Genomic DNA, 17835 nt, shown 5'->3' on the forward strand with positions numbered 1-17835 from the left:
GGACCCTGCCCTGGCCCGATGCAACGAACAGGCGCCCCCACCCACAAAAAAGGCCGCCCGAAGGCGGCCTGAAAGTGCGGTGACACCGCACACTGTGACCACTTACTGCTTGGCGGCCCAGGCGTTGAAGCGCTGCTCCAGTTGCTCGCCATGGTCGGCCCAGAAGGCCGCATTCATCGCCACCTGGCCGGCCAGGTTGGCTTCGTCGGTTGGCATGTTGGCGCGGCGCGCAGCGTCCACCAGCGGGACGGCGGCGCGGTTCACCGGGCCGTAGGCGATCTGCTGGGCGTAGTTCTTCTGCTGCTCGGTCTGCAACGCGTACTGGATGAAGCGCAGACCTTCCTCGGTGTTCTTCGCACCCTTGGGAATGGCGAAAGCGTCCATGTCGTAGATGCCGCCGTTCCACACCACGCGCAGCTGGCTCTCGTTCTGTACTGCGGCGATCCGGCCGTTGTAGGCGGAACTCATCACCACGTCGCCCGAGGCGAGGTACTGCGGCGGCTGGGCGCCGGCTTCCCACCACTGGATGCTCGGCTTGATCTGGTCGAGCTTCTTGAAGGCGCGGTCCTGGCCTTCCTTGCTCCCGAGCACGGTGTACACATCCTTCGGCGCCACGCCGTCGGCCATCAGGGCGAACTCCAGGGTGTACATCGCGCCCTTGCGCAGGCCGCGCTTGCCGGGGAATTTCTGCGTGTCCCAGAAGTCCGCCCAGCCGGTCGGCGCGCTCTTGAGCTTGTCGGCGTTGTAGGCCAGCACCGTGGACCAGACGAAGAAGCCCACGCCGCAAGGCTGCACAGCGCCATCCAACAGATCGGGAGCGAGCCTGGCGATATCCGCCTGCTCGCCGATTTCCTGCAGCAGGCCGTCATCGCAGGCCCGCGCCAGTTCCGGCATTTCCATCTCCACGACATCCCAGGAGACGCTGCCGGTGTCCACCTGCACCTTGACCTTGGCCATTTCACCGTTGAACTCGTCGGCGATCAGGCGGCTACCGCTCTGCTGCATGTAGGGCTGGTAGAAGGCCTTGACCTGGGCGGCCTTGTTGGCGCCGCCGTGGGAGACCACGGTGAGGTCGGCGAAAGCAGGGAAAGTCGCCGCGCAGCCAAGGGCGCAAGCGAGGGAGGAACTCAGGATCTTGTTCATTGTTATGGTCTCCGGTGAGTAGACGGCCCGCCTTGCGGCAGGCGGCGCCATCCGGGCCTCCAAGGGCTCGCATGGCGCACTGCCAGCTAGTCTTGGGGCTCGCAGGCAAGCTCCACAATCAGACGGAACTACAATTCGGAAGGCCCCGCTCGTATCCCGGTACGAAGCCCGCAAGGCTCGTTCAAGCCAGGCGCGACAAGGCCTCGCGCTTGGTGGCATCCTTGCCGGCCGAATCACCCGTCATCCCGTTTGCGGACCTGCCATGCCTTTTCATATCCAGGACATCCTCGACAACGCTTCCCTGCGCACTCGCCTGCTCGGCGGCAGCGAGGGCGTCGGCCGGCGCCTGCGCTGGGCGCACGTGTGCGAACTGGCGGACCCGAGCGAGTGGCTGGGTGAAGGCGACCTGCTGATGACCACCGGCATCGGCATTCCTGCTGCGGCCCAGGCGCAGCGGGACTACCTGCAACGCCTCGCCGGGGCGCGCATCTCGGGGTTGATGATCGGCGAGAACATGCAGGCGCCGGCGGATATCCAGGCCTTGCAGGACGAAGCGTGCCGGCTGGGTTTTCCGCTGCTGATGACCGATTACGCGGTGCCCTTCTCCGCCGTGACCCGCGCCATCGTCGACGCCAGCAAGCAGGAAGAACACGAACGCCGCAGCGCCGTGACGCGCATCTATGAAAGCGCCCGCATCGGCCTGCGCGGGTTCGGCCTGGCCGCACTGTTGAAGCGGCTGTGCAGCGACGTGCGTGCGCAGCTCTATCTGTTCGATTCGGCCAGCCTGCAACCCTGGCAGGAGGGCCTGCCGCCGCTGCCCGAAAGCTGGCGCGCAACCCTGGCCCAGCGCCGCTCGGTGCCAGACACCGTGACCCGCTGCAGCAATGGCGAGCAGGAAGCGCTGGTGATGCCGTTGCCGTCGCTGACCACCTGCGAGATTCTCGCCACCGGCGGCGAGCTGCTCGACTACGGCCTGCTGCACCACATCGTGGCAGTGCTGGGCATCGAGCTGGAGCGCGCCCAGGTCGAGCACGAGCGCATGCTGCGCCTGGGCTCGGAATTGCTGGATGACCTGCTGCAACAGCGCCTCACCGAGCGCGCCGCGCAGGAACGCCTGGCGCAGCTGCATTGCCCGGTGGAAGCGGCCTGCATCGTACTCGCACGGGCTGCCGGCGAACTACCGAAACACTGGCAACAGCGCCTGCAGCGACTGGGCGCGGGCCTGCTGGTGCGCAACCAGGGCAACGAGCTGATCCTGCTGCTGGACGACCCTGCTCGCGCTGCGGCGCTGCAAGCCGAACTGGCGTGCACCCTCGGCCGCAGCAACCCGCTGGGCCACGCGCTGCGGGCGCTGGAGGCGTTGCGCGAGGCGCGACTGGCGCTGGCCCATGCCACCGCACAGCGCCCGCTGGTGGCCTATGCCGATGCCCAGGGCGAACAATCCTGGCTGCCGGCAAGCCTGGAGGAAGCACGCCGAGTGCATCGCCGGGTGCTGGGTGCGCTGGCGGATTATGACGCACAACAGGGCGGCCAGTTGCAGCACACCCTGCGGGTTTTCCTCGAACAGAACCGCTCCTGGCAGAAGGCCGCGCAACTGCTCAACGTGCACAAGCAGACGCTGGTCTACCGCATCCGTCGCATCGAGGAAATCACCGAGCGCTCACTGGATTCCACCGAAGACGTGGCCGTCCTCTGGATCGCGCTGCGCTCGGCGCAGATTGCCGGAATCGACACCGGACTCAGGGAATGATCACGAAACTCTTGCGCACGGTCTCGCGGATATCCCAGGTGCCCTGACAGTTCGCCGGGAACAGCACGGCATCGCCGGCGCGCAGTTCGATCGGCTCGCCGTCGTCTGGGATGAACAGGCAATGGCCGCTGATGAAGTGGCTGAACTCCCGCGACAGCACCTGGCGCCGCCAGCGGCCGGGCGTGCATTCCCAGACGCCAGTGAGCAGGCCGCCCTCGCCCTCTTCGGCATGGGTCGCGGCGCTGGAGACCGGTTCGCCCTGGGGCTCTTTCACCGGTTGTGCAGTGGGAAGTTCAAGGCCGGCAGTACCGGTGAGCAGGATCGGTTGGGGCATGGGGCTTTTCTCCTAGAGGTCCTTGTCTTCGAGCCCTGCCGGGGCAAAGCCGGCCAGGGTACGGTCGAGCCAGCCGCCTTGGCGGTTCTGCGCCTCGGCCTGCTCCTTGCGGTGCACAGCACTGCGCACCATCAGGCCGCCGATATAGCGCAGCGGTTCGAGCGGGAAGCGCTTGGGCTGCCGGCCAACCAGGCCGCAACGGCTCCACTCGTCATCGATGCCCAGCGCCAGACTGGCGAGGATGCGCCCGCCCAGGCGGCTCGGGCCGACGCCGTTGCCGCTCCAGCCGATGCCGTAGACGATGTGCGGCGCACCGTTCAGGTGGCCGAACACCGGCAGGCTGTCGTAGGTGCGGTCAATGGGGCCGGACCAGCTGTGGGTCACCGCTACGTCGTGCAGTTGCGGGTAGGTGCGGCGCAGGTCCTGCTCGGTGTCTTCGCTGAGCTGCGGGTTGTGGTCGTAGCTCTCGTCGATGCGGCTGGCGAAGCTGATCATCCCGGTGCCCTTGCCGAAGGCGATGCGGCCGTCCTGCGTGGTGCGGTAATAGTCGACCATCAGCTGTGAATCGGTGACGGCTTCGCCGCCGGTCCAGCCGATCTGCTCCAGACGCTCGGGGATCGGCGCGGTGGCGACCACGGTGCTGGTCACCGGCAGGATGGTCCGGCGCAGTTCGGGAATCGCCGCCGCCCAGGCATTGGTCGCCATCACAACCTTCGGTGCGCGCAGTTCACCGCCGGGCGTGCGAATCACCGCCGGCTGGCCGCGATCCAGGCTGAGCATCGGGGTGTTCTCGAAGATCTGCACGCCCTTCTCCAGCGCCACCCGGCGCAGGCCGCGCACCAGGCGGGCCGGCTGCACGGTGGCGTTGCTGGCTTCGAGCACGCCTTCGAGGTGTTTCGCGGAGCCGGCGCGGCGCGCCACTTCGCTGTCGGGGAGTGACTGGAACACCGGCTCGCCGAGACGTTCGCAGGTTTGCTGCACGCCCTTCCAGGCGCCGCGCTGCGCATCGGTGGTGGCGGTCCACAACCAGCCGGCGCGGCGGAAGTGCGCGTCGATGTCATGGGCCTGGCAGAACGCCTCGATCTCGCCGATGGCTGCCGCCGAAGCGCGGGCCAGGCGCAGTGCCTCGTCCTTGCCGCACTGCGCGGCGAGCGAGCTGATCTTCGGCCACCAGGACATGACGAAGCCGCCATTGCGCCCGGAGGCTCCGCCGCCGCAGATGTCGCGTTCGATGATGGCGATGCGGCAGTCGGGCTTGAGTTCCAGCAGGCGCAGCGCGGTCCAGAGGCCGACGAAGCCACCGCCGACGATCGCCACGTCGACCTCTAGCAGGCCTTCAAGCGCAGGCAGCGGTGTCAGCTCGGAGGCGATTTCCTCCAGCCACAGGGAACGTTTCATGTGCGGATTCCAGATTGAACGGTAGTGGCGCCACTGTCCTGCGTCAGGCCAGTGGCGAACAATCGTCCATTCCATGCAATCCGGGGGAAGGCCTCATACGAAGATATGAAGCGTGTGAGCGAATGCGCTCTTCGCCCTGTACCGTGCCTGAGCTCACCCCCCCAGCCCTCTCCCTCAGGGCGAGGGAGCAGACCGTGCCGGCTGACGCTACGATGGTTTCATCCTGCGCCGAACGGTCCCCTCTCCCGCTTGAGGAGCGGGGCGCGCAGCCAGGGTTAGGGTGAGAGGCTCTGTTCCTTTGGGAGCGGGTTTATCCGCGCGGATCAGGCCTTGGGCTTCTTCGGTGCCAGGCCCGGCTTGGAGAACTTCACGATCAGCCAGTTATCCGATTTGCCGTGCTTGACCGTAACCTCGGCCACGCGAATGCTCGCCAGCACCGTGGCCAGTACCTGGCGGGCGTCCAGGCCCGGCTTGATGTATTGGTCGAGCTGTTCGTAGAGGCGATAGCTGATCATGCCGTTGCGCAACGCATGGGTCTCGAAGTCGCCGATGGCCTTGGCGTCGGCCTCGGTGCGGTTCGGGTTCAGGGTGTGCGCCAGCACGTCGACGACGTTCTTGTCATCGGCGATCGCCACCAGCATGAAGCGCTTGGCCACTTCCTGCAGCACGCGCCGGTACGCAGCGTCGTTGTACTCGCTGTACAGCACCGCCTCGACCAGCTTCTGCTTGTCGAAAGTCAGCGCCAGGCGGAAGCGCGTGCCGGCGTAGTCCACGCCGTCCTTGCAGCGCGCGGTGACGCCCATGGGCTGCAGGCATTCGACGAAGCCCTGCGGCTTGCCGAAGCCCTTCTGCGCTGCGCCATAGTTGTACTTGCCGAACAGCGGCTCAGCCGCTGAAGCCCAGCCCGCCACGCACATCAACAGTGCGCCCATTGCCCATCTGCCCATCACACACCAGCCCCGTTCAATGCCCATTCCAAACTCGTCTCACTCGATGCAAGGCACGCGAGGATAGAGGATTCGGCGGCGTTATGGCGCCCCGGCACCGATGACTGGCCACTGGAGAATGCAGGTTTGCGAGCAAGCACCTCGCGAGCGGTCGATTGGCGCGGCCCACAGGAATCCCTATAATCGGTAACGCGTTACCCATAAAACAACTCGCCAATGGTAACGCGTTACCCAGGACATGCCGCCCCATGAAAGACGCCAAGGACAGAGCCACCCGCGACGCCTTCGAAGCCCCGCGCAAGGGTCGCCCCCGCAAGGAGGGCGCCATGACCAACGCCGAGAAACAGGCCGCCTACCGCAAACGCCGAGCGGAGGCCGGTGGTGGCGCCGTGATGCTGAACAATGAAGAAATCTGGCTGCTCTGCCATGCCCTGGATGGCAAGGTCTGGGAAGCCGATGCCGAGCAACGCCAGAAGCTCATCGCCCGACTGCGCAAGCGGGTAGTCTGAGCCCCGGCTTGAGCCCACCGAACTGGCGGCGGCGACCGGCCTGTAACGAGAGTCCGCCAAGTTCATGACTCATCGTGTAGAAGCGCACTCTGCCCACGATGCTTCCAGGCCGGCGTCGATGTGCCTCGGGAATGGCGATCGCGAACGGAATCCGCTCCTGGGCACAGGATAATTTCAAAACTTTGGCTATCTATTAGAAATTTTATATTCCTTCAGGTTATGAGATAGACCAATTCATTCCTTCTCCGCGCCACTCCCGCGCTGCCACACTCGGCCTCGCCGGCGGGCCATCCCCGCCGCTCTGGAACGGGCCTTTCCACCCTTTAGGGCCCGTACTCGATCATCACGGGAAACCGTCGCACGAACGGCGCCCGAGAAGGAGCTGGATATTCATGAAGAAACTCACTGCCGTTACCGCCCTCGCCCTGGCCGTCCTCTCCGGGCTGGCCCACGCCGACCGTCTGGACGATATCAAGAAGGCCGGCGTGCTGCGCGTCGCCGCGTTCGACAGCAACCCGCCGTTCGGCTTCGTCGACGGCAAGAGCAAGCAGATCGAAGGCCTCGACGTGGATTACGCCAAGGCCCTGGCTGACAAGCTCGGCGTCAAGCTACAGGTACTGCCGACCAACCCGGCCAACCGCATTCCGCTGCTCACTGCCAACAAGGTCGACCTGGTGCTGGCCAACTTCACCATCACCCCCGAACGCGCCGAGCAGGTGGATTTCAGCATCCCCTACTTCTCCTCCGGGCAGCAGTTCATCGTCCGCAAGGGCAGCCTGAAGTCGCCGGAAGACCTGAACAAATGGCGCGTCGGTGTCGACAAGGGCACGGTCAACGAAGGCGTGCTGCGCGACAAGTTCCCCGGCGCCAAGGTCATCGCCTACGACGACACACCGTTCGCCTTCACTGCCCTGCGCAACGGTCAGGTCCAGGCCATCACCCAGGACGGCCCGAAGCTGATCGGCCTGCTGGCCAACGTGCCGGACAAGGACAAGTACGAAGTGCCGCCGTTCACCATCTCCAATGACCTGATCGGCGTTGGCATTCCCAAGGGCGAGAAGGCCCTGGCCGCGTTCGTCAACCAGAGCCTTACGGAGCTGGAAGCCGGTGGCCAGGCCCAGACCATTTACGACACCTGGTTCGGCCCCACGACCAAGACGCCCCTGGCGCGCCTGTACAAGATCGGCGACAAGAGCTGATCCCCGCCGCACGTAGCGCACCACCGCACGCCCCACAGCCGTGGGGCGTTGCCGTTCCTACCTCGACTGGATTCCCAAGATGTTCGGCGCACTGCTCGCCCCGACCTACCTGAGCTGGCTGCTCGACGGCTTCCTGCTCACCCTCGGCATTTCCCTGTTCTGCTCAGTTGTCGCCACCCTGCTCGGCGCGCCGCTGGCGGTTGCCCGGCAGGCGAAGTCGCGTTGGCTGGCGTGGCCGGCGCGGGCCTATCTCGCGTTGTTCCGCAATACGCCGCTGCTGGTACAGCTGTTCTTCTGGTACTTCGGCGTGCCGGCGCTGCTGCCGGAGGACTTCGTCTTCTGGCTCAACACGCCCCATGAGCTGGGCTGGCTGGCTTGGCCGTCCTTCGAATTCCTCGCCGCCGCCTGGGGCCTGACGCTCTACACCACGGCGTTCATCGCCGAGGAGTTTCGCGCCGGCATCGCCTCGGTCAGCACGCAGCAGCGTGAAGCCGGCATGGCGCTGGGCCTGCGTCCGATCCAGGTGTGGTGCTGGGTGATCCTGCCGCAGGCGCTGCGCACCGCGCTGCCGCCGCTAATGGGGCAATACATGAACGCGCTGAAGAACTCCTCGCTGGCCATGGCCATCGGGCTGGCGGAACTGTCCTACGCGTCGCGCCAGGTGGAGACGCAGACCTTCAAGACCTTCCAGGCCTTCGGCATCGCCACCCTGCTGTACATCGGCGCCATCGCGCTGATCGAGGCGCTGGGCCAGGCGCTGCAGCAGACCCGCCGCTACCGCCAGGGAGCCTGACATGGACTTCTCCGTCATCCACGACAACCTCTCCTACTTCCTCGTCGGCGCCTACCCGGACGGCCCTCTGGGCGGCGCTGCGCTGACCATCCTGCTCGCGCTGGCCTCCGGCATCGTCTCGGCCATCATTGGGCTGGCGCTGGGTATCGCGCTGTCGGTGCTGCGCGGCAAGCCGCGCCTGCTGCTGGTGGCCGTCCTCGGGTTCTTCCGCGCGATCCCGGTGCTGATGCTGATCTTCTGGGTCTACTTCCTGCTGCCCATCGTCCTGCACATCGACGTACCGGCGCTGGGCACCGTGGTCTGCGCGCTGTCGCTGATCGGCGGCGCCTATCTTGCGCACTCGGTGCACGCCGGCATCGAAAGCCTGCCCAAGGGCCAGTGGGACGCCGCCCGCGCGCTGGGCCTGCGCCCCTGGCAGGTGCTCACCCTGGTGATCCTGCCGCAAGCGCTGCCGATCATGCTGCCGTCCTTCCTCAATCAATGGGTCTCGCTGATCAAGGACACCTCCCTGGCCTACGTGATCGGCGTCGGCGAGCTGTCCTTCGTCGCCACCCAGGTGAGCAACCGGGTGATGGTCCACCCCACGGAAGTATTCCTGTTCGTCGCCCTGCTCTACTTCCTGCTGTGCTCAGCGCTGGACCTGATGGCGGCGTTGCTGGGGAGGCTGGGGCCGGACTCCCGCAAGGCAGTGTGAGGCTCAGTACTCATCGTGCCGCCGCCACCAGGGCCCCTGCTCGTTACGCCCCAGCGGCGCGCGATCGAGCCATTGGAACAGACCCCAGAGCGCATCCAGGCCACGGGCGTAGGTGGAGTAGCTGTGGTAGAGCGCGTCGCCGTCGCGCACGAAGGCACTCATGCCCGGGAGGTCACGGGTGAACGTCGCCACATCGGTGCCACAGCAGGCGGCCGTTTCCACTACGGGTGCGGGTGCCGGGCCAGTGGCGGGGCCTTCGCGGCGGAAGTTGTAGTCGACCTCCCCGCCGCGCTGCTGCGCCTCGGTGAAGGACACGTTGAAGTCGTAGTTGAAGCCACTGCCGTGGGATGACGCCCAGGGGAAGCTCCAGCCCATGCGCCGGCGGTAGGCCAGCAGTTTTTCCAGCGGCGCGCGGGAGACCGCCACCAGGCTCACGTCGTGGTTCGCCAGGTGGGTGGCGTAGCCATCGAAGCCATCGGCGATGTTCGAGCAGGACGGGCAGCCGGCGCGGTAGTCCGGGCCGAACATGAAGTGGTAGACCAGCAACTGCGAGCGACCGGCGAACAGGTCCGCCAGGCTCGCTTCGCCCTGCTCGGTGTCGAAGCGGTAGTCCTTGTCGATCAGCACCCAGGGCAGCGCCTGGCGTTTGCGCGCCAGTTCGTCGCTGCGTCGGGTCAGGGCCTTTTCCTCGGCCAGCAGTTCCAGGCGCGCGGCCAACCATTCTTCGCGGGTGCCTGTAGCGTGGGCAGTCATGGCAGTTCTCCTCCGCCAGCGGCGGCTCGGTGGGCATGGCTTAGACTAGGCTGCTGGCCGACGACGACGGGAGTGACAAAGTTGGCAGGATTTCCATGGATTCGCTGATCACCGCGGCGGCTCGTGCCCTGGCAGCGGGCGACCCGCTGGGCGCGCTGAACCGCGTGGCACTGCGCGAAGACCCGCCGGCGCTGGCCCTGCGCGGCATCGCCATGGCCCAGCTGGGCGATTTCCCCCGTGCGCGCACCCTGCTGCGGCGAGCCGCCCGCGCCTTCGGTGCCCACGAGCCAATAGAGCGCGCGCGCTGCCGGGTGGCCGAAGCGGAAGTGGCGCTGGCCAGCCGCGAGCTGAACTGGCCGACCGCACCGTTGGAGCAAGCGGCGCAGGTGCTGCACAGCCATGGCGACAGGATCAACGCCGCCCATGCCCGTTACCTGCTGATCCGCCGTGCGTTGCTGATCGGCCAGCTCGATCAGGCCCATGCCGCGCTTGCCGAGCTGGAGCCGAAATTGTTACCGGCTCCGCTGCGCGCAGTGCATTGGCTGATTGCATCCGGTATCGCCGTCCGCCGGCTTCAGGCCGGTGAGGCACGGACCGCTTTGCGCAAGGCCGCCGAGGCAGCTGTCGCATCGGGCATTCCCGCCCTGCGCGCAGAGGTCGACTCGGCGGCGCGCATCCTCGAGTCGCCAGCAGCCAGGCGGATCGGCCGAGGGGAGACACACCTGCTGTCGCTGGATGAAGTGGAGGGCCTGCTGCGCTCCGACGCTCTGGTGGTGGACGCCTGCCGCTTTCGCATCGGCAGCCTGTCGCTGGGCAGTCGCCCAGTCCTCTTCGCCCTCGCCCGCGCGCTGGCCGAAGCCTGGCCGGGCGATGTATCGCGTACCGAGCTGATCGGTCGGGTATTTCGCACCCTCCACCCGGACGAAACCCACCGCGCGCGCCTGCGGGTGGAAATCGGCCGCTTACGCCGCCTGCTGCAAGCCCTGGCCGGCATCGAGTCGACGCCTCGCGGTTTTCGGCTGGTCGCCGCCAATCCGGTGGTCCTTGCGCCACCGCTGGAGGACGCCAACGCTGAGGTGCTGGCGCTGCTCAGCGATGGCCAGGCCTGGTCCAGCTCGGCCCTGGCCCTGGCCCTGGATACCAGCCAGCGCAGCGTGCAGCGGGCCCTCGAAACGCTGGCCGAAGCCGGGCGGGTGCAGGCGCTCGGACAAGGGCGCGCGCGGCGCTGGACGCTGCCGCCAGCGCCGGGATTCGCGACGACCTTGTTACTCCCCGCGCCCTTCGGTGTCTGAATAGGCTGAAGGCTCCCACCCACAACGTGCAGGGCTAGACCATGACTACCCACTACAAGCAAACCCCGGCGCAAATACTGCAGGAATACGGCCCCTTCCCCGGCGTCAGCGCCGTCCACGGCCTGACCTACGACGGCCAGCGCGTCTGGTTCGCCGTTGGCGAGCGCCTGCAGAGCCTCGACCCGAAGGACGGCCATCTGGAGCGCACCATTGACGTGCCCGCCCACGCAGGTACCGCCTTCGACGGCAAGCACCTGTACCAGATCGGCGAAAGCATCATCCAGAAGATCGACCCGGCCAGCGGCAAGGTGCTCTCGACCATCCCGGCACCGGGGAATGGCGGCGATTCCGGCATGGCCTGGGCGGAAGGCTCGCTCTGGGTCGGCGAGTACCGCGCACGGAAGATTCATCAGATCGACCCGGAAACTGGTGAAGTCCTGCGCACGATTGATTCAAATCGTTTCGTCACCGGGGTGACCTGGGTCGAAGGCCAACTCTGGCATGGCACCTGGGAACCGGAATCGACCTACAGCGAGCTACGCCGCATCGACCCGCAGTCCGGCGCGGTTCTGGAGCAACTGGACATGCCTGAAGGCGTGCACGTTTCCGGCCTGGAAGCCGACGGTGGCGAGCGCTTCTACTGCGGCGGCGGCAACAGCGGCAAGGTCCGCGCGGTACGCCGGCCGCGCTAAGGGCGGCAATCTGGGCTAGTGTGGGCGCCTCACTGGAGATGGCCGCACTGGCCCGGAGATCGAGCATGGATTGGCTGGAACACCGAATCCCCCCGCCCCTGGTGGCGATCATCACTGCTGTGCTGATGTGGTTGGCGGCACGCCCGATCGACCCACTCGGCAACCGGCTGTGGCTGGCCCTGCTGGTGGCACTGGCCGGGGTTGCGGTGTGCCTGGCGGGCGTGGCGTCGTTCCGCCGCGCGCGCACCACGGTCAATCCGCTGAAGCCGGACAGCGCCTCCTCCCTGGTGGTCGCCGGCATCTACCGGCACACACGCAATCCCATGTACCTGGGCTTCGCCATCGTGCTGCTGGGTTGGTGCGTGTTCCTCGGCTCGGCCCTGGCGGTGCTCGGCGTGGCCGCTTTCGTGCTATACATCGGGCGCTTCCAGATTCGTCCGGAGGAGCGTGCGCTGCGCGGGCTGTTCGGTGCGGAGTTCGACGCTTTCTGCGGCCGGGTGCGACGTTGGGTCTGACGCTGTTTCTGACAGACATCAGGCAAATCGCCATTGCCTTCTGACCGACAGGGATGAGATATTTGCAAATGCTAAGTATTCTCATCCATGAAAAGCTCACCAAGGCCTGCCGTGTCCCCTTCGCTCTTGCTGGTGGAAGACGATTCCCGTCTTCGCCTGGACCTCGAACGCCACTTCTGTCAGCGCGGTTTTAACGTCACTACTTGTGCCAACGGTGACCAGGGCCTGGTCGCCGTCCACCAGAACGATTTCGACCTGGTCCTGCTGGACATCATGCTGCCTGGCGTCGATGGCCTGTCCCTGCTGGATACCTTGCGCAGCGCACGCACTACGCCGGTGATGCTGATGTCCGCCCTCGGCGCGGAACAGGACCGCATCACCGGCTTTACCCGTGGCGCCGACGACTACCTGCCCAAGCCTTTCAGCCTGGCGGAGCTGGACGCGCGTATCGACGCCCTGCTGCGCCGGGTCAACCTGGATCGCACCCGTACGGCACAGCCCGAGCCGCAACGGCATAGCTCGCTGCAGTTCGACGATGAACTGCAGGACGTTTCCCGTAATGGTGAACACGCAGGTCTTACGCATTCCGAGTACCGCCTGCTGGCCACGCTGAACGCCCATGCCGGCGAGGCGCTGAGCAAGAGCTTCCTCTACCAGAGCGTGCTGCACCGTGCTTACACGCGCCTCGACCGAGGGCTGGACGTGCACGTCTGCAACGTGCGCCGCAAGCTGGCCGCCATCGGTGCGCAGCAGGTGCAGATCCAGGCGGTTCGCGGCCAGGGTTACATCCTGGTAGACGCGGAACGGCACTGATGCGCCGTCACCCGCTGCTGTGGAAGATTGCCGCGCTGCAGGTCGGCTTCTGCCTGCTGCTGACCTGGCTGATCTGGACCTGGGGTCTGTCGCTGGAGCGCAGCACCTACTTCCTCGGCAACGAGGACCGTGACTATCTGGCGCGCTACGCCCAGCAGGCCGAAACGATCTGGCAGCAACAGGGCGCCGAAGGCGTGGAGCGCTTCCGCCATGAGCTGTCCACCGCCGAGGACACCTGGGTCGCGGTGATCGGTTCACACCTGCAGAGCCTGGGCAGCACGCCGCTGACGGCGGAGGAATCCAGCCACCTGACCTTCATGCGCAAGCTGGACTGGCCGATGAGCCGGCGCCTGCAAGACGAGCTGCCGTACGTCAGCATCGAATTCCCCGAGCATCCCGAGCGCGGCCGGCTGGTCATGCAGTTGCCCGAGCGACTACTGCCCAGTGGCCTCACGCCCTGGACCCACCTGTTCAGCCACGGCGTGGTGCCGACCCTGCTCGCCGCCCTCCTCGGCCTGCTGATCTATCGCCACCTGGTACTGCCGCTCAATCGCCTGCGCGCCCGCGCCGATGCGCTGCGTGCGGACGACCTGGACAGCGAAAGGCCCGGCACGCCGCTGGCCCACCGCCGCGACGAGCTGGGCGAACTGGCGCAGGCCTTCGACCACATGGCCGAGCGCCTGCGGCACAGCCTGGCGCAGCAACGCCTGCTGCTGCGCACCCTGTCCCACGAGTTGCGCACGCCACTGGCGCGCCTGCGTATTGCCCATGACAGCGACCTGCCCCCAGAGCAATTGCGCGAACGCCTGGACCGCGAAATCCACGACATGCAGCGCCTGCTGGAAGACACCCTCGACCTCGCCTGGATGGACACCGAGCGCCCGCAACTGGAGCGCGAACCGGTGCTGGTGCTGTCGGTGTGGGAAGCGCTGAGCGAGGACGCCTGCTTCGAAAGCGGCTGGGAACCCGTGCGGCTGCCCTGCTCGTTGGGCATCGACTGCGTGGTGCAGGTGCATCTGGACAGCTTCGCCCAGGCCATCGAGAACCTGCTGCGCAACGCCATCCGCCATTCCCCGCGCGACGGCAGCGTGCGCCTGGACGGTTGGCGCGAGGGCGCGTCCTGGCACCTGTGCGTCAGCGACGACGGCCCCGGTGTCGCCGAAGAAGACCTCGAACGCATCTTCCAGCCCTACCAGCGGCTGCAGCCGTCCGAGTCCAGCGGATTCGGCCTCGGCCTGGCTATCGCCCGACGCGGCGTCGAGCTGGCGGAGGGGCGGCTATGGGCTGAAAACGGCACTGCCAAAGGCCACTCCGGTCTCTGCCTGCACCTGCTGCTGCCTGCCGCAGCGATGAGCAACCTTGGCCAGCAAAGCCTCACAAGTGTTTAGAAAGTTAATGCGCTTTACTAGCAAATAGCAGTCATTATCATTTGGCGATCTTTTAGTTGCCGGAGATCACCGATGTCCTCCCGTTCGATGCCGTTCCTTCCGCCCTTCCTGCTGCTGTCCAGCGGCCTGCTGTCTTTCGCCGTACAGGCCGCCAGCGCCGACTCTGCTGTCGCCGAGTTCGACAGCGAGACTATCGTCGCCACCGCCGCGGAGGAAGCCAAGCAGATGCCGGGCGTGTCGATCATCACTGCCGAGGACATCAAGAAGCGCCCGCCGGCCAGCGACCTGTCGCAGATCATCCGTACCATGCCGGGCGTCAACCTCACCGGCAACTCCACCAGCGGCCAGCGCGGCAACAACCGGCAGATCGACATCCGCGGCATGGGCCCGGAGAACACCCTGATCCTGGTGGACGGCAAGCCAGTCGGCAGCCGCAACGCCGTGCGCTACGGCTGGCGTGGCGAGCGCGACTCGCGCGGTGACACCAACTGGGTGCCGGCCGACCAGGTGGAGCGCATCGAAGTGCTGCGCGGCCCGGCGGCGGCGCGCTACGGCAACGGCGCGGCGGGCGGCGTGGTGAACATCATCACCAAGCAGGCCGGCCAGCAAACCCACGGCGACGTCACCGTCTACAGCAACTTCCCGCAGCACAAGGATGAAGGCGCTACCCAGCGCATGACCTTCGGCCTCAACGGCCCGCTGACCGACACCCTGAGCTACCGCGTGTACGGCAACGTCGCCAAGACCGACTCGGACGACTGGGACATCAACGCCGGCCACGAATCCAACCGCACCGGCAACCAGGCCGGCACCCTCCCCGCCGGCCGCGAAGGCGTGCGCAACAAGGACGTCAACGGCCTGCTCAGCTGGCACCTGACGCCGGAACAGACCCTCGACTTCGAAGCCGGCTTCAGCCGCCAGGGCAACATCTACACCGGCGATACGCAGAACACCAACAGCAACGCCAACGTGAAGTCCATGCTCGGTCACGAGACCAACCGCATGTACCGCGAGAACTACTCGATCACCCATCGCGGCAACTGGGACTTCGGCAGCTCCATGGCCTACCTGCAGTACGAGAAGACCCGCAACAGCCGCATCAACGAAGGCCTGGCCGGCGGCACCGAGGGCATCTTCAGCAACACCGACTTCTACACTGCGACCCTGCGCGACCTCACCGCCCACGGCGAAGTGAACCTGCCGCTGCACGCCTGGCGCGACCAGACCCTGACCCTGGGCAGCGAATGGGTGCAGCAGAAGCTCGACGACCCCAGCGCCAACACCCAGGCCACCAGCGAAGGCGGCTCGGTGCCGGGCCTGACCAGCAGCAACCGCGACACCACCTCGCAGGCGCAGATCTTCTCGCTGTTCGCCGAGGACAACATCGAGCTGATGCCCGGCACCATGCTCACTCCGGGCCTGCGCTGGGACCACCACAGCATCGTCGGCGACAACTTCAGCCCATCGCTGAACCTGTCCCACGCGCTGACCGACACCGTCACCCTGAAGGCCGGCATCGCCCGCGCCTACAAGGCGCCGAACCTGTACCAGCTGAACCCCGACTACCTGCTCTACAGCCGTGGCCAGGGCTGCTACGGCCAGAGCACCAGCTGCTACCTGCAGGGCAACGAGGACCTCAAGGCGGAAACCAGCGTCAACAAGGAACTGGGCATCGAGTTCCAGAAGGACGGCCTGATCGCCGGCCTGACCTACTTCCGCAACGACTACAAGAACAAGATCGAGTCGGGCCTGTCGCCCATCGACCAGGCCAGCGGCGGCAGCGGCAGCTATGCCAACGCGGCGATCTACCAGTGGGACAACGTGCCCAAGGCGCTGGTCGAGGGCCTGGAAGGCACCCTGACCATCCCGCTGATGGAACAGCTGAAGTGGAGCAACAACTTCACCTACATGCTGCAGTCGAAAAACAAGGAAACCGGCGACGTGCTCTCCGTGACGCCGGAGTACACCCTCAACTCGATGCTCGACTGGCAGGCCAACGACGCGCTGTCGCTGCAGGCCAGCGTCGCCTGGTACGGCAAGCAGAAGCCGAAGAAGTACGACTACCACGGCGACCGCGTCACCGGCAGCGCCAACAACGAGCTCTCGCCCTACGCCATCGCCGGGCTGAGCGGCACCTATGTGTTCACCAAGAACCTGAGCTTCACCGCCGGGGTGGACAACGTCTTCGACAAGCGCCTGTTCCGCGAGGGCAATGCCCAGGGCGTGAACGGCATCGAAGGTGCCGGCGCCGCCACCTACAACGAACCGGGCCGCACGCTGTACACCAGCCTCACCGCGTCGTTCTGATTAGAGAAACAGCCTGATGAGAATTAGCCTCCTGGCCCTGGCACTGGCGTTCGCCGTGCCGGGGCTGGCAGCGCACGCCGCGCCTGCCCCCGACCAGAAAATGGACACCCACCTGCTGCAACGCAACGACCTGGCCTACCGCTTCAGCGAGCTGAAGCTGGACTCCGCCGACGGCCAACGCCACTACCAACTGTGGATCGCCCGCCCCAACCACCCCGCCCCCGCCACGGGCTACCCGCTGGTGTGGATGCTCGACGGCAACGCCGCCATCGGCGCGCTGGACGAGAAGCTGCTGGCCGAGCTGAACGACGGCAAGGCCCCGCTACTGGTCGCCGTCGGCTACCAGACGCCTCTGCGCATCGACCGCAGCGGGCGCACCCGCGACTACACCCCACCGCGCCCGCAACTGGCCGAGCAGAAAGACCCGCTCACCGGCGACCCCAGCGGCGGCGCCGACGCCTTCCTCGACCTGATGCGCGACCGGATGCTGCCGGCGGTGGCCGCGCAAGCGCCCATCGACCGCGCACAACAGACACTCTGGGGGCACTCCTACGGCGGCCTGCTGACGCTTCACGCGCTGCTCACCCGCCCGCAGCAGTTCAGTTTCTACGCCCCGGCGAGCCCTTCGCTGTGGTGGGGCGACGGGGCCATCCTCAAGGAGCAGGACGGCTTCGCCCAGCGCCTGGCGGGCCATTCCGCGCAATTGCTGCTGATGCGCGGCGGCCAGGAGCCCTTCAAACCGCGCGAAGGCGTCACCCCCAGCGCGCCCCGCGCCGCCCAGCAACTGGTGGAAGAGGTAGGCAAGGCACCGGGCATGCAGGCGCAGTTTCATGTTTTCGACGGCATGAGCCATGGGCAGACGCTGGAGGCTTCGCTGAAGTATCTGTTGCAGGTGCGGTTCGTGGAGTGAGCTGAAAAGCTCTCCGCAGGCTGATTGGGCCCTCTCCCCAGCCCTTGCCGTTCAGGGAAAGGATCGGGGAGAGGGCCCGCCCGACGCCAAACTTCCCCTTGTAGGAGATTCTATGTCTACCCCAGCGCCGATCTCGCTGACGGGCCTCCAACGTAGGATGTGGTGGAGCGCAGCGATACCCATGCTGTCGGTGCCCGGAATCGATGGGTATCGCTGCGCTCCACGCCATCCTACGACGTGTTCCTTCTGACGCTTGTGTGAAAGGCGACACCCTTCAATCAAGCGCCGCAATCGCCTCCAGCTCGTGTAGTACGCCCGGGCGGATAACGCTGGCGCGTTATGCGCCCTACGGTCTGTAGCGAGCTCGCTCACGAACCGCCCCGCGCCAATGTTTCCTT

17 protein-coding genes are annotated in these 17835 nt (G+C 66.4%); 12 read left to right on the plus strand and 5 right to left on the minus strand.

Annotated elements, in window-relative coordinates:
- Positions 1 to 102 precede the first annotated feature (102 nt).
- Positions 103 to 1143: an ABC transporter substrate-binding protein gene (locus tag CTR55_RS26020; RefSeq protein ID WP_296290572.1), complete on the minus strand. Its 1041-nt coding sequence runs from the start codon at positions 1141 to 1143 to the stop codon at positions 103 to 105.
- A gap of 262 nt (positions 1144 to 1405) precedes the next feature.
- On the opposite strand from CTR55_RS26020, the gene CTR55_RS26025 reads away from it, so the two are divergent.
- Complete coding sequence (locus tag CTR55_RS26025; RefSeq protein WP_296290573.1) at positions 1406 to 2893, plus strand: PucR family transcriptional regulator; 1488 nt, start codon at positions 1406 to 1408, stop codon at positions 2891 to 2893.
- On the opposite strand, the gene CTR55_RS26030 is transcribed toward CTR55_RS26025, so the two are convergent.
- The 3 genes from CTR55_RS26030 to CTR55_RS26040 all read right to left on the minus strand — a co-directional run bounded on the left by CTR55_RS26030 (position 2883) and on the right by CTR55_RS26040 (position 5557).
- Positions 2883 to 3227, minus strand: a complete 345-nt coding sequence (locus CTR55_RS26030; RefSeq protein ID WP_296290574.1) for a cupin domain-containing protein — start codon at positions 3225 to 3227, stop codon at positions 2883 to 2885. The genes CTR55_RS26025 and CTR55_RS26030 overlap by 11 nt on opposite strands.
- A gap of 12 nt (positions 3228 to 3239) precedes the next feature.
- A complete protein-coding gene (locus CTR55_RS26035; RefSeq protein WP_296290575.1) occupies positions 3240 to 4625 on the minus strand; it encodes an FAD-binding oxidoreductase in 1386 nt (461 codons plus the stop codon).
- Between the two features lie 323 nt (positions 4626 to 4948).
- Positions 4949 to 5557 carry a hypothetical protein gene (locus tag CTR55_RS26040; protein WP_296290576.1) on the minus strand — a complete coding sequence of 203 codons (609 nt, stop codon included), beginning with the start codon at positions 5555 to 5557 and terminating at the stop codon, positions 4949 to 4951.
- Positions 5558 to 5820: 263 nt separating this feature from the next.
- Here CTR55_RS26040 and CTR55_RS26045 point away from each other — a divergent pair, with 263 nt between their 5' ends.
- The 4 genes from CTR55_RS26045 to CTR55_RS26060 all read left to right on the plus strand — a co-directional run bounded on the left by CTR55_RS26045 (position 5821) and on the right by CTR55_RS26060 (position 8767).
- Positions 5821 to 6081 carry a hypothetical protein gene (locus CTR55_RS26045; protein ID WP_296290577.1) on the plus strand — a complete coding sequence of 87 codons (261 nt, stop codon included), beginning with the start codon at positions 5821 to 5823 and terminating at the stop codon, positions 6079 to 6081.
- 392 nt (positions 6082 to 6473) lie between these two features.
- A complete protein-coding gene (locus CTR55_RS26050; RefSeq protein WP_296290578.1) occupies positions 6474 to 7280 on the plus strand; it encodes an ABC transporter substrate-binding protein in 807 nt (268 codons plus the stop codon).
- A gap of 79 nt (positions 7281 to 7359) precedes the next feature.
- Entirely contained in the window at positions 7360 to 8073 is a 714-nt protein-coding gene (locus CTR55_RS26055; protein ID WP_296290579.1) for an amino acid ABC transporter permease, read from the plus strand.
- A 1-nt stretch (position 8074) separates the two neighbouring features.
- Positions 8075 to 8767, plus strand: coding sequence for an amino acid ABC transporter permease (locus CTR55_RS26060; protein WP_296290580.1), 693 nt, complete (start codon positions 8075 to 8077; stop codon positions 8765 to 8767).
- 3 nt (positions 8768 to 8770) lie between these two features.
- Here CTR55_RS26060 and CTR55_RS26065 read toward each other — a convergent pair whose 3' ends face one another.
- Positions 8771 to 9520: a thioredoxin family protein gene (locus CTR55_RS26065; protein WP_296290581.1), complete on the minus strand. Its 750-nt coding sequence runs from the start codon at positions 9518 to 9520 to the stop codon at positions 8771 to 8773.
- 95 nt (positions 9521 to 9615) lie between these two features.
- Here CTR55_RS26065 and CTR55_RS26070 point away from each other — a divergent pair, with 95 nt between their 5' ends.
- The 7 genes from CTR55_RS26070 to CTR55_RS26100 all read left to right on the plus strand — a co-directional run bounded on the left by CTR55_RS26070 (position 9616) and on the right by CTR55_RS26100 (position 17437).
- Positions 9616 to 10812 (plus strand): helix-turn-helix domain-containing protein, encoded by a 1197-nt coding sequence (locus CTR55_RS26070; RefSeq protein WP_296290582.1) that lies wholly within the window; start codon positions 9616 to 9618, stop codon positions 10810 to 10812.
- 41 nt (positions 10813 to 10853) lie between these two features.
- The gene (locus CTR55_RS26075; RefSeq protein WP_296290583.1) at positions 10854 to 11504 is read left to right on the plus strand and encodes a glutamine cyclotransferase; all 651 of its coding nucleotides are present in this window, start codon (positions 10854 to 10856) and stop codon (positions 11502 to 11504) included.
- A 65-nt stretch (positions 11505 to 11569) separates the two neighbouring features.
- On the plus strand, positions 11570 to 12019 hold the full coding sequence (locus CTR55_RS26080) for an isoprenylcysteine carboxylmethyltransferase family protein (RefSeq protein ID WP_296290584.1): 450 nt from the start codon (positions 11570 to 11572) through the stop codon (positions 12017 to 12019).
- Positions 12020 to 12130: 111 nt separating this feature from the next.
- Positions 12131 to 12832: a response regulator transcription factor gene (locus CTR55_RS26085; protein WP_296290585.1), complete on the plus strand. Its 702-nt coding sequence runs from the start codon at positions 12131 to 12133 to the stop codon at positions 12830 to 12832.
- The gene (locus tag CTR55_RS26090) at positions 12832 to 14220 is read left to right on the plus strand and encodes a sensor histidine kinase (RefSeq protein WP_296290586.1); all 1389 of its coding nucleotides are present in this window, start codon (positions 12832 to 12834) and stop codon (positions 14218 to 14220) included. The genes CTR55_RS26085 and CTR55_RS26090 overlap by 1 nt, the downstream gene beginning before the upstream one ends.
- A 72-nt stretch (positions 14221 to 14292) precedes the next feature.
- Entirely contained in the window at positions 14293 to 16527 is a 2235-nt protein-coding gene (locus tag CTR55_RS26095; protein ID WP_296290587.1) for a TonB-dependent siderophore receptor, read from the plus strand.
- 16 nt (positions 16528 to 16543) lie between these two features.
- Entirely contained in the window at positions 16544 to 17437 is an 894-nt protein-coding gene (locus tag CTR55_RS26100) for an alpha/beta hydrolase (RefSeq protein WP_296290588.1), read from the plus strand.
- The last annotated feature ends 398 nt before the right edge of the window (positions 17438 to 17835 follow it).

The sequence above is a fragment of the Pseudomonas sp. genome (genome assembly GCF_002796985.1).
Taxonomy (GTDB): domain Bacteria; phylum Pseudomonadota; class Gammaproteobacteria; order Pseudomonadales; family Pseudomonadaceae; genus Pseudomonas.

What these genes read in the sequence shown, in the direction of transcription:
- CTR55_RS26020 (WP_296290572.1), bottom strand. Translation starts at nt 1,143, where the DNA reads ATGAACAAGATCCTGAGTTCCTCCCTCGCTTGCGCCCTTGGCTGCGCG.
- CTR55_RS26025 (WP_296290573.1), top strand. Translation starts at nt 1,406, where the DNA reads ATGCCTTTTCATATCCAGGACATCCTCGACAACGCTTCCCTGCGCACT.
- CTR55_RS26030 (WP_296290574.1), bottom strand. Translation starts at nt 3,227, where the DNA reads ATGCCCCAACCGATCCTGCTCACCGGTACTGCCGGCCTTGAACTTCCC.
- CTR55_RS26035 (WP_296290575.1), bottom strand. Translation starts at nt 4,625, where the DNA reads ATGAAACGTTCCCTGTGGCTGGAGGAAATCGCCTCCGAGCTGACACCG.
- CTR55_RS26040 (WP_296290576.1), bottom strand. Translation starts at nt 5,557, where the DNA reads ATGGGCGCACTGTTGATGTGCGTGGCGGGCTGGGCTTCAGCGGCTGAG.
- CTR55_RS26045 (WP_296290577.1), top strand. Translation starts at nt 5,821, where the DNA reads ATGAAAGACGCCAAGGACAGAGCCACCCGCGACGCCTTCGAAGCCCCG.
- CTR55_RS26050 (WP_296290578.1), top strand. Translation starts at nt 6,474, where the DNA reads ATGAAGAAACTCACTGCCGTTACCGCCCTCGCCCTGGCCGTCCTCTCC.
- CTR55_RS26055 (WP_296290579.1), top strand. Translation starts at nt 7,360, where the DNA reads ATGTTCGGCGCACTGCTCGCCCCGACCTACCTGAGCTGGCTGCTCGAC.
- CTR55_RS26060 (WP_296290580.1), top strand. Translation starts at nt 8,075, where the DNA reads ATGGACTTCTCCGTCATCCACGACAACCTCTCCTACTTCCTCGTCGGC.
- CTR55_RS26065 (WP_296290581.1), bottom strand. Translation starts at nt 9,520, where the DNA reads ATGACTGCCCACGCTACAGGCACCCGCGAAGAATGGTTGGCCGCGCGC.
- CTR55_RS26070 (WP_296290582.1), top strand. Translation starts at nt 9,616, where the DNA reads ATGGATTCGCTGATCACCGCGGCGGCTCGTGCCCTGGCAGCGGGCGAC.
- CTR55_RS26075 (WP_296290583.1), top strand. Translation starts at nt 10,854, where the DNA reads ATGACTACCCACTACAAGCAAACCCCGGCGCAAATACTGCAGGAATAC.
- CTR55_RS26080 (WP_296290584.1), top strand. Translation starts at nt 11,570, where the DNA reads ATGGATTGGCTGGAACACCGAATCCCCCCGCCCCTGGTGGCGATCATC.
- CTR55_RS26090 (WP_296290586.1), top strand. Translation starts at nt 12,832, where the DNA reads ATGCGCCGTCACCCGCTGCTGTGGAAGATTGCCGCGCTGCAGGTCGGC.
- CTR55_RS26095 (WP_296290587.1), top strand. Translation starts at nt 14,293, where the DNA reads ATGTCCTCCCGTTCGATGCCGTTCCTTCCGCCCTTCCTGCTGCTGTCC.
- CTR55_RS26100 (WP_296290588.1), top strand. Translation starts at nt 16,544, where the DNA reads ATGAGAATTAGCCTCCTGGCCCTGGCACTGGCGTTCGCCGTGCCGGGG.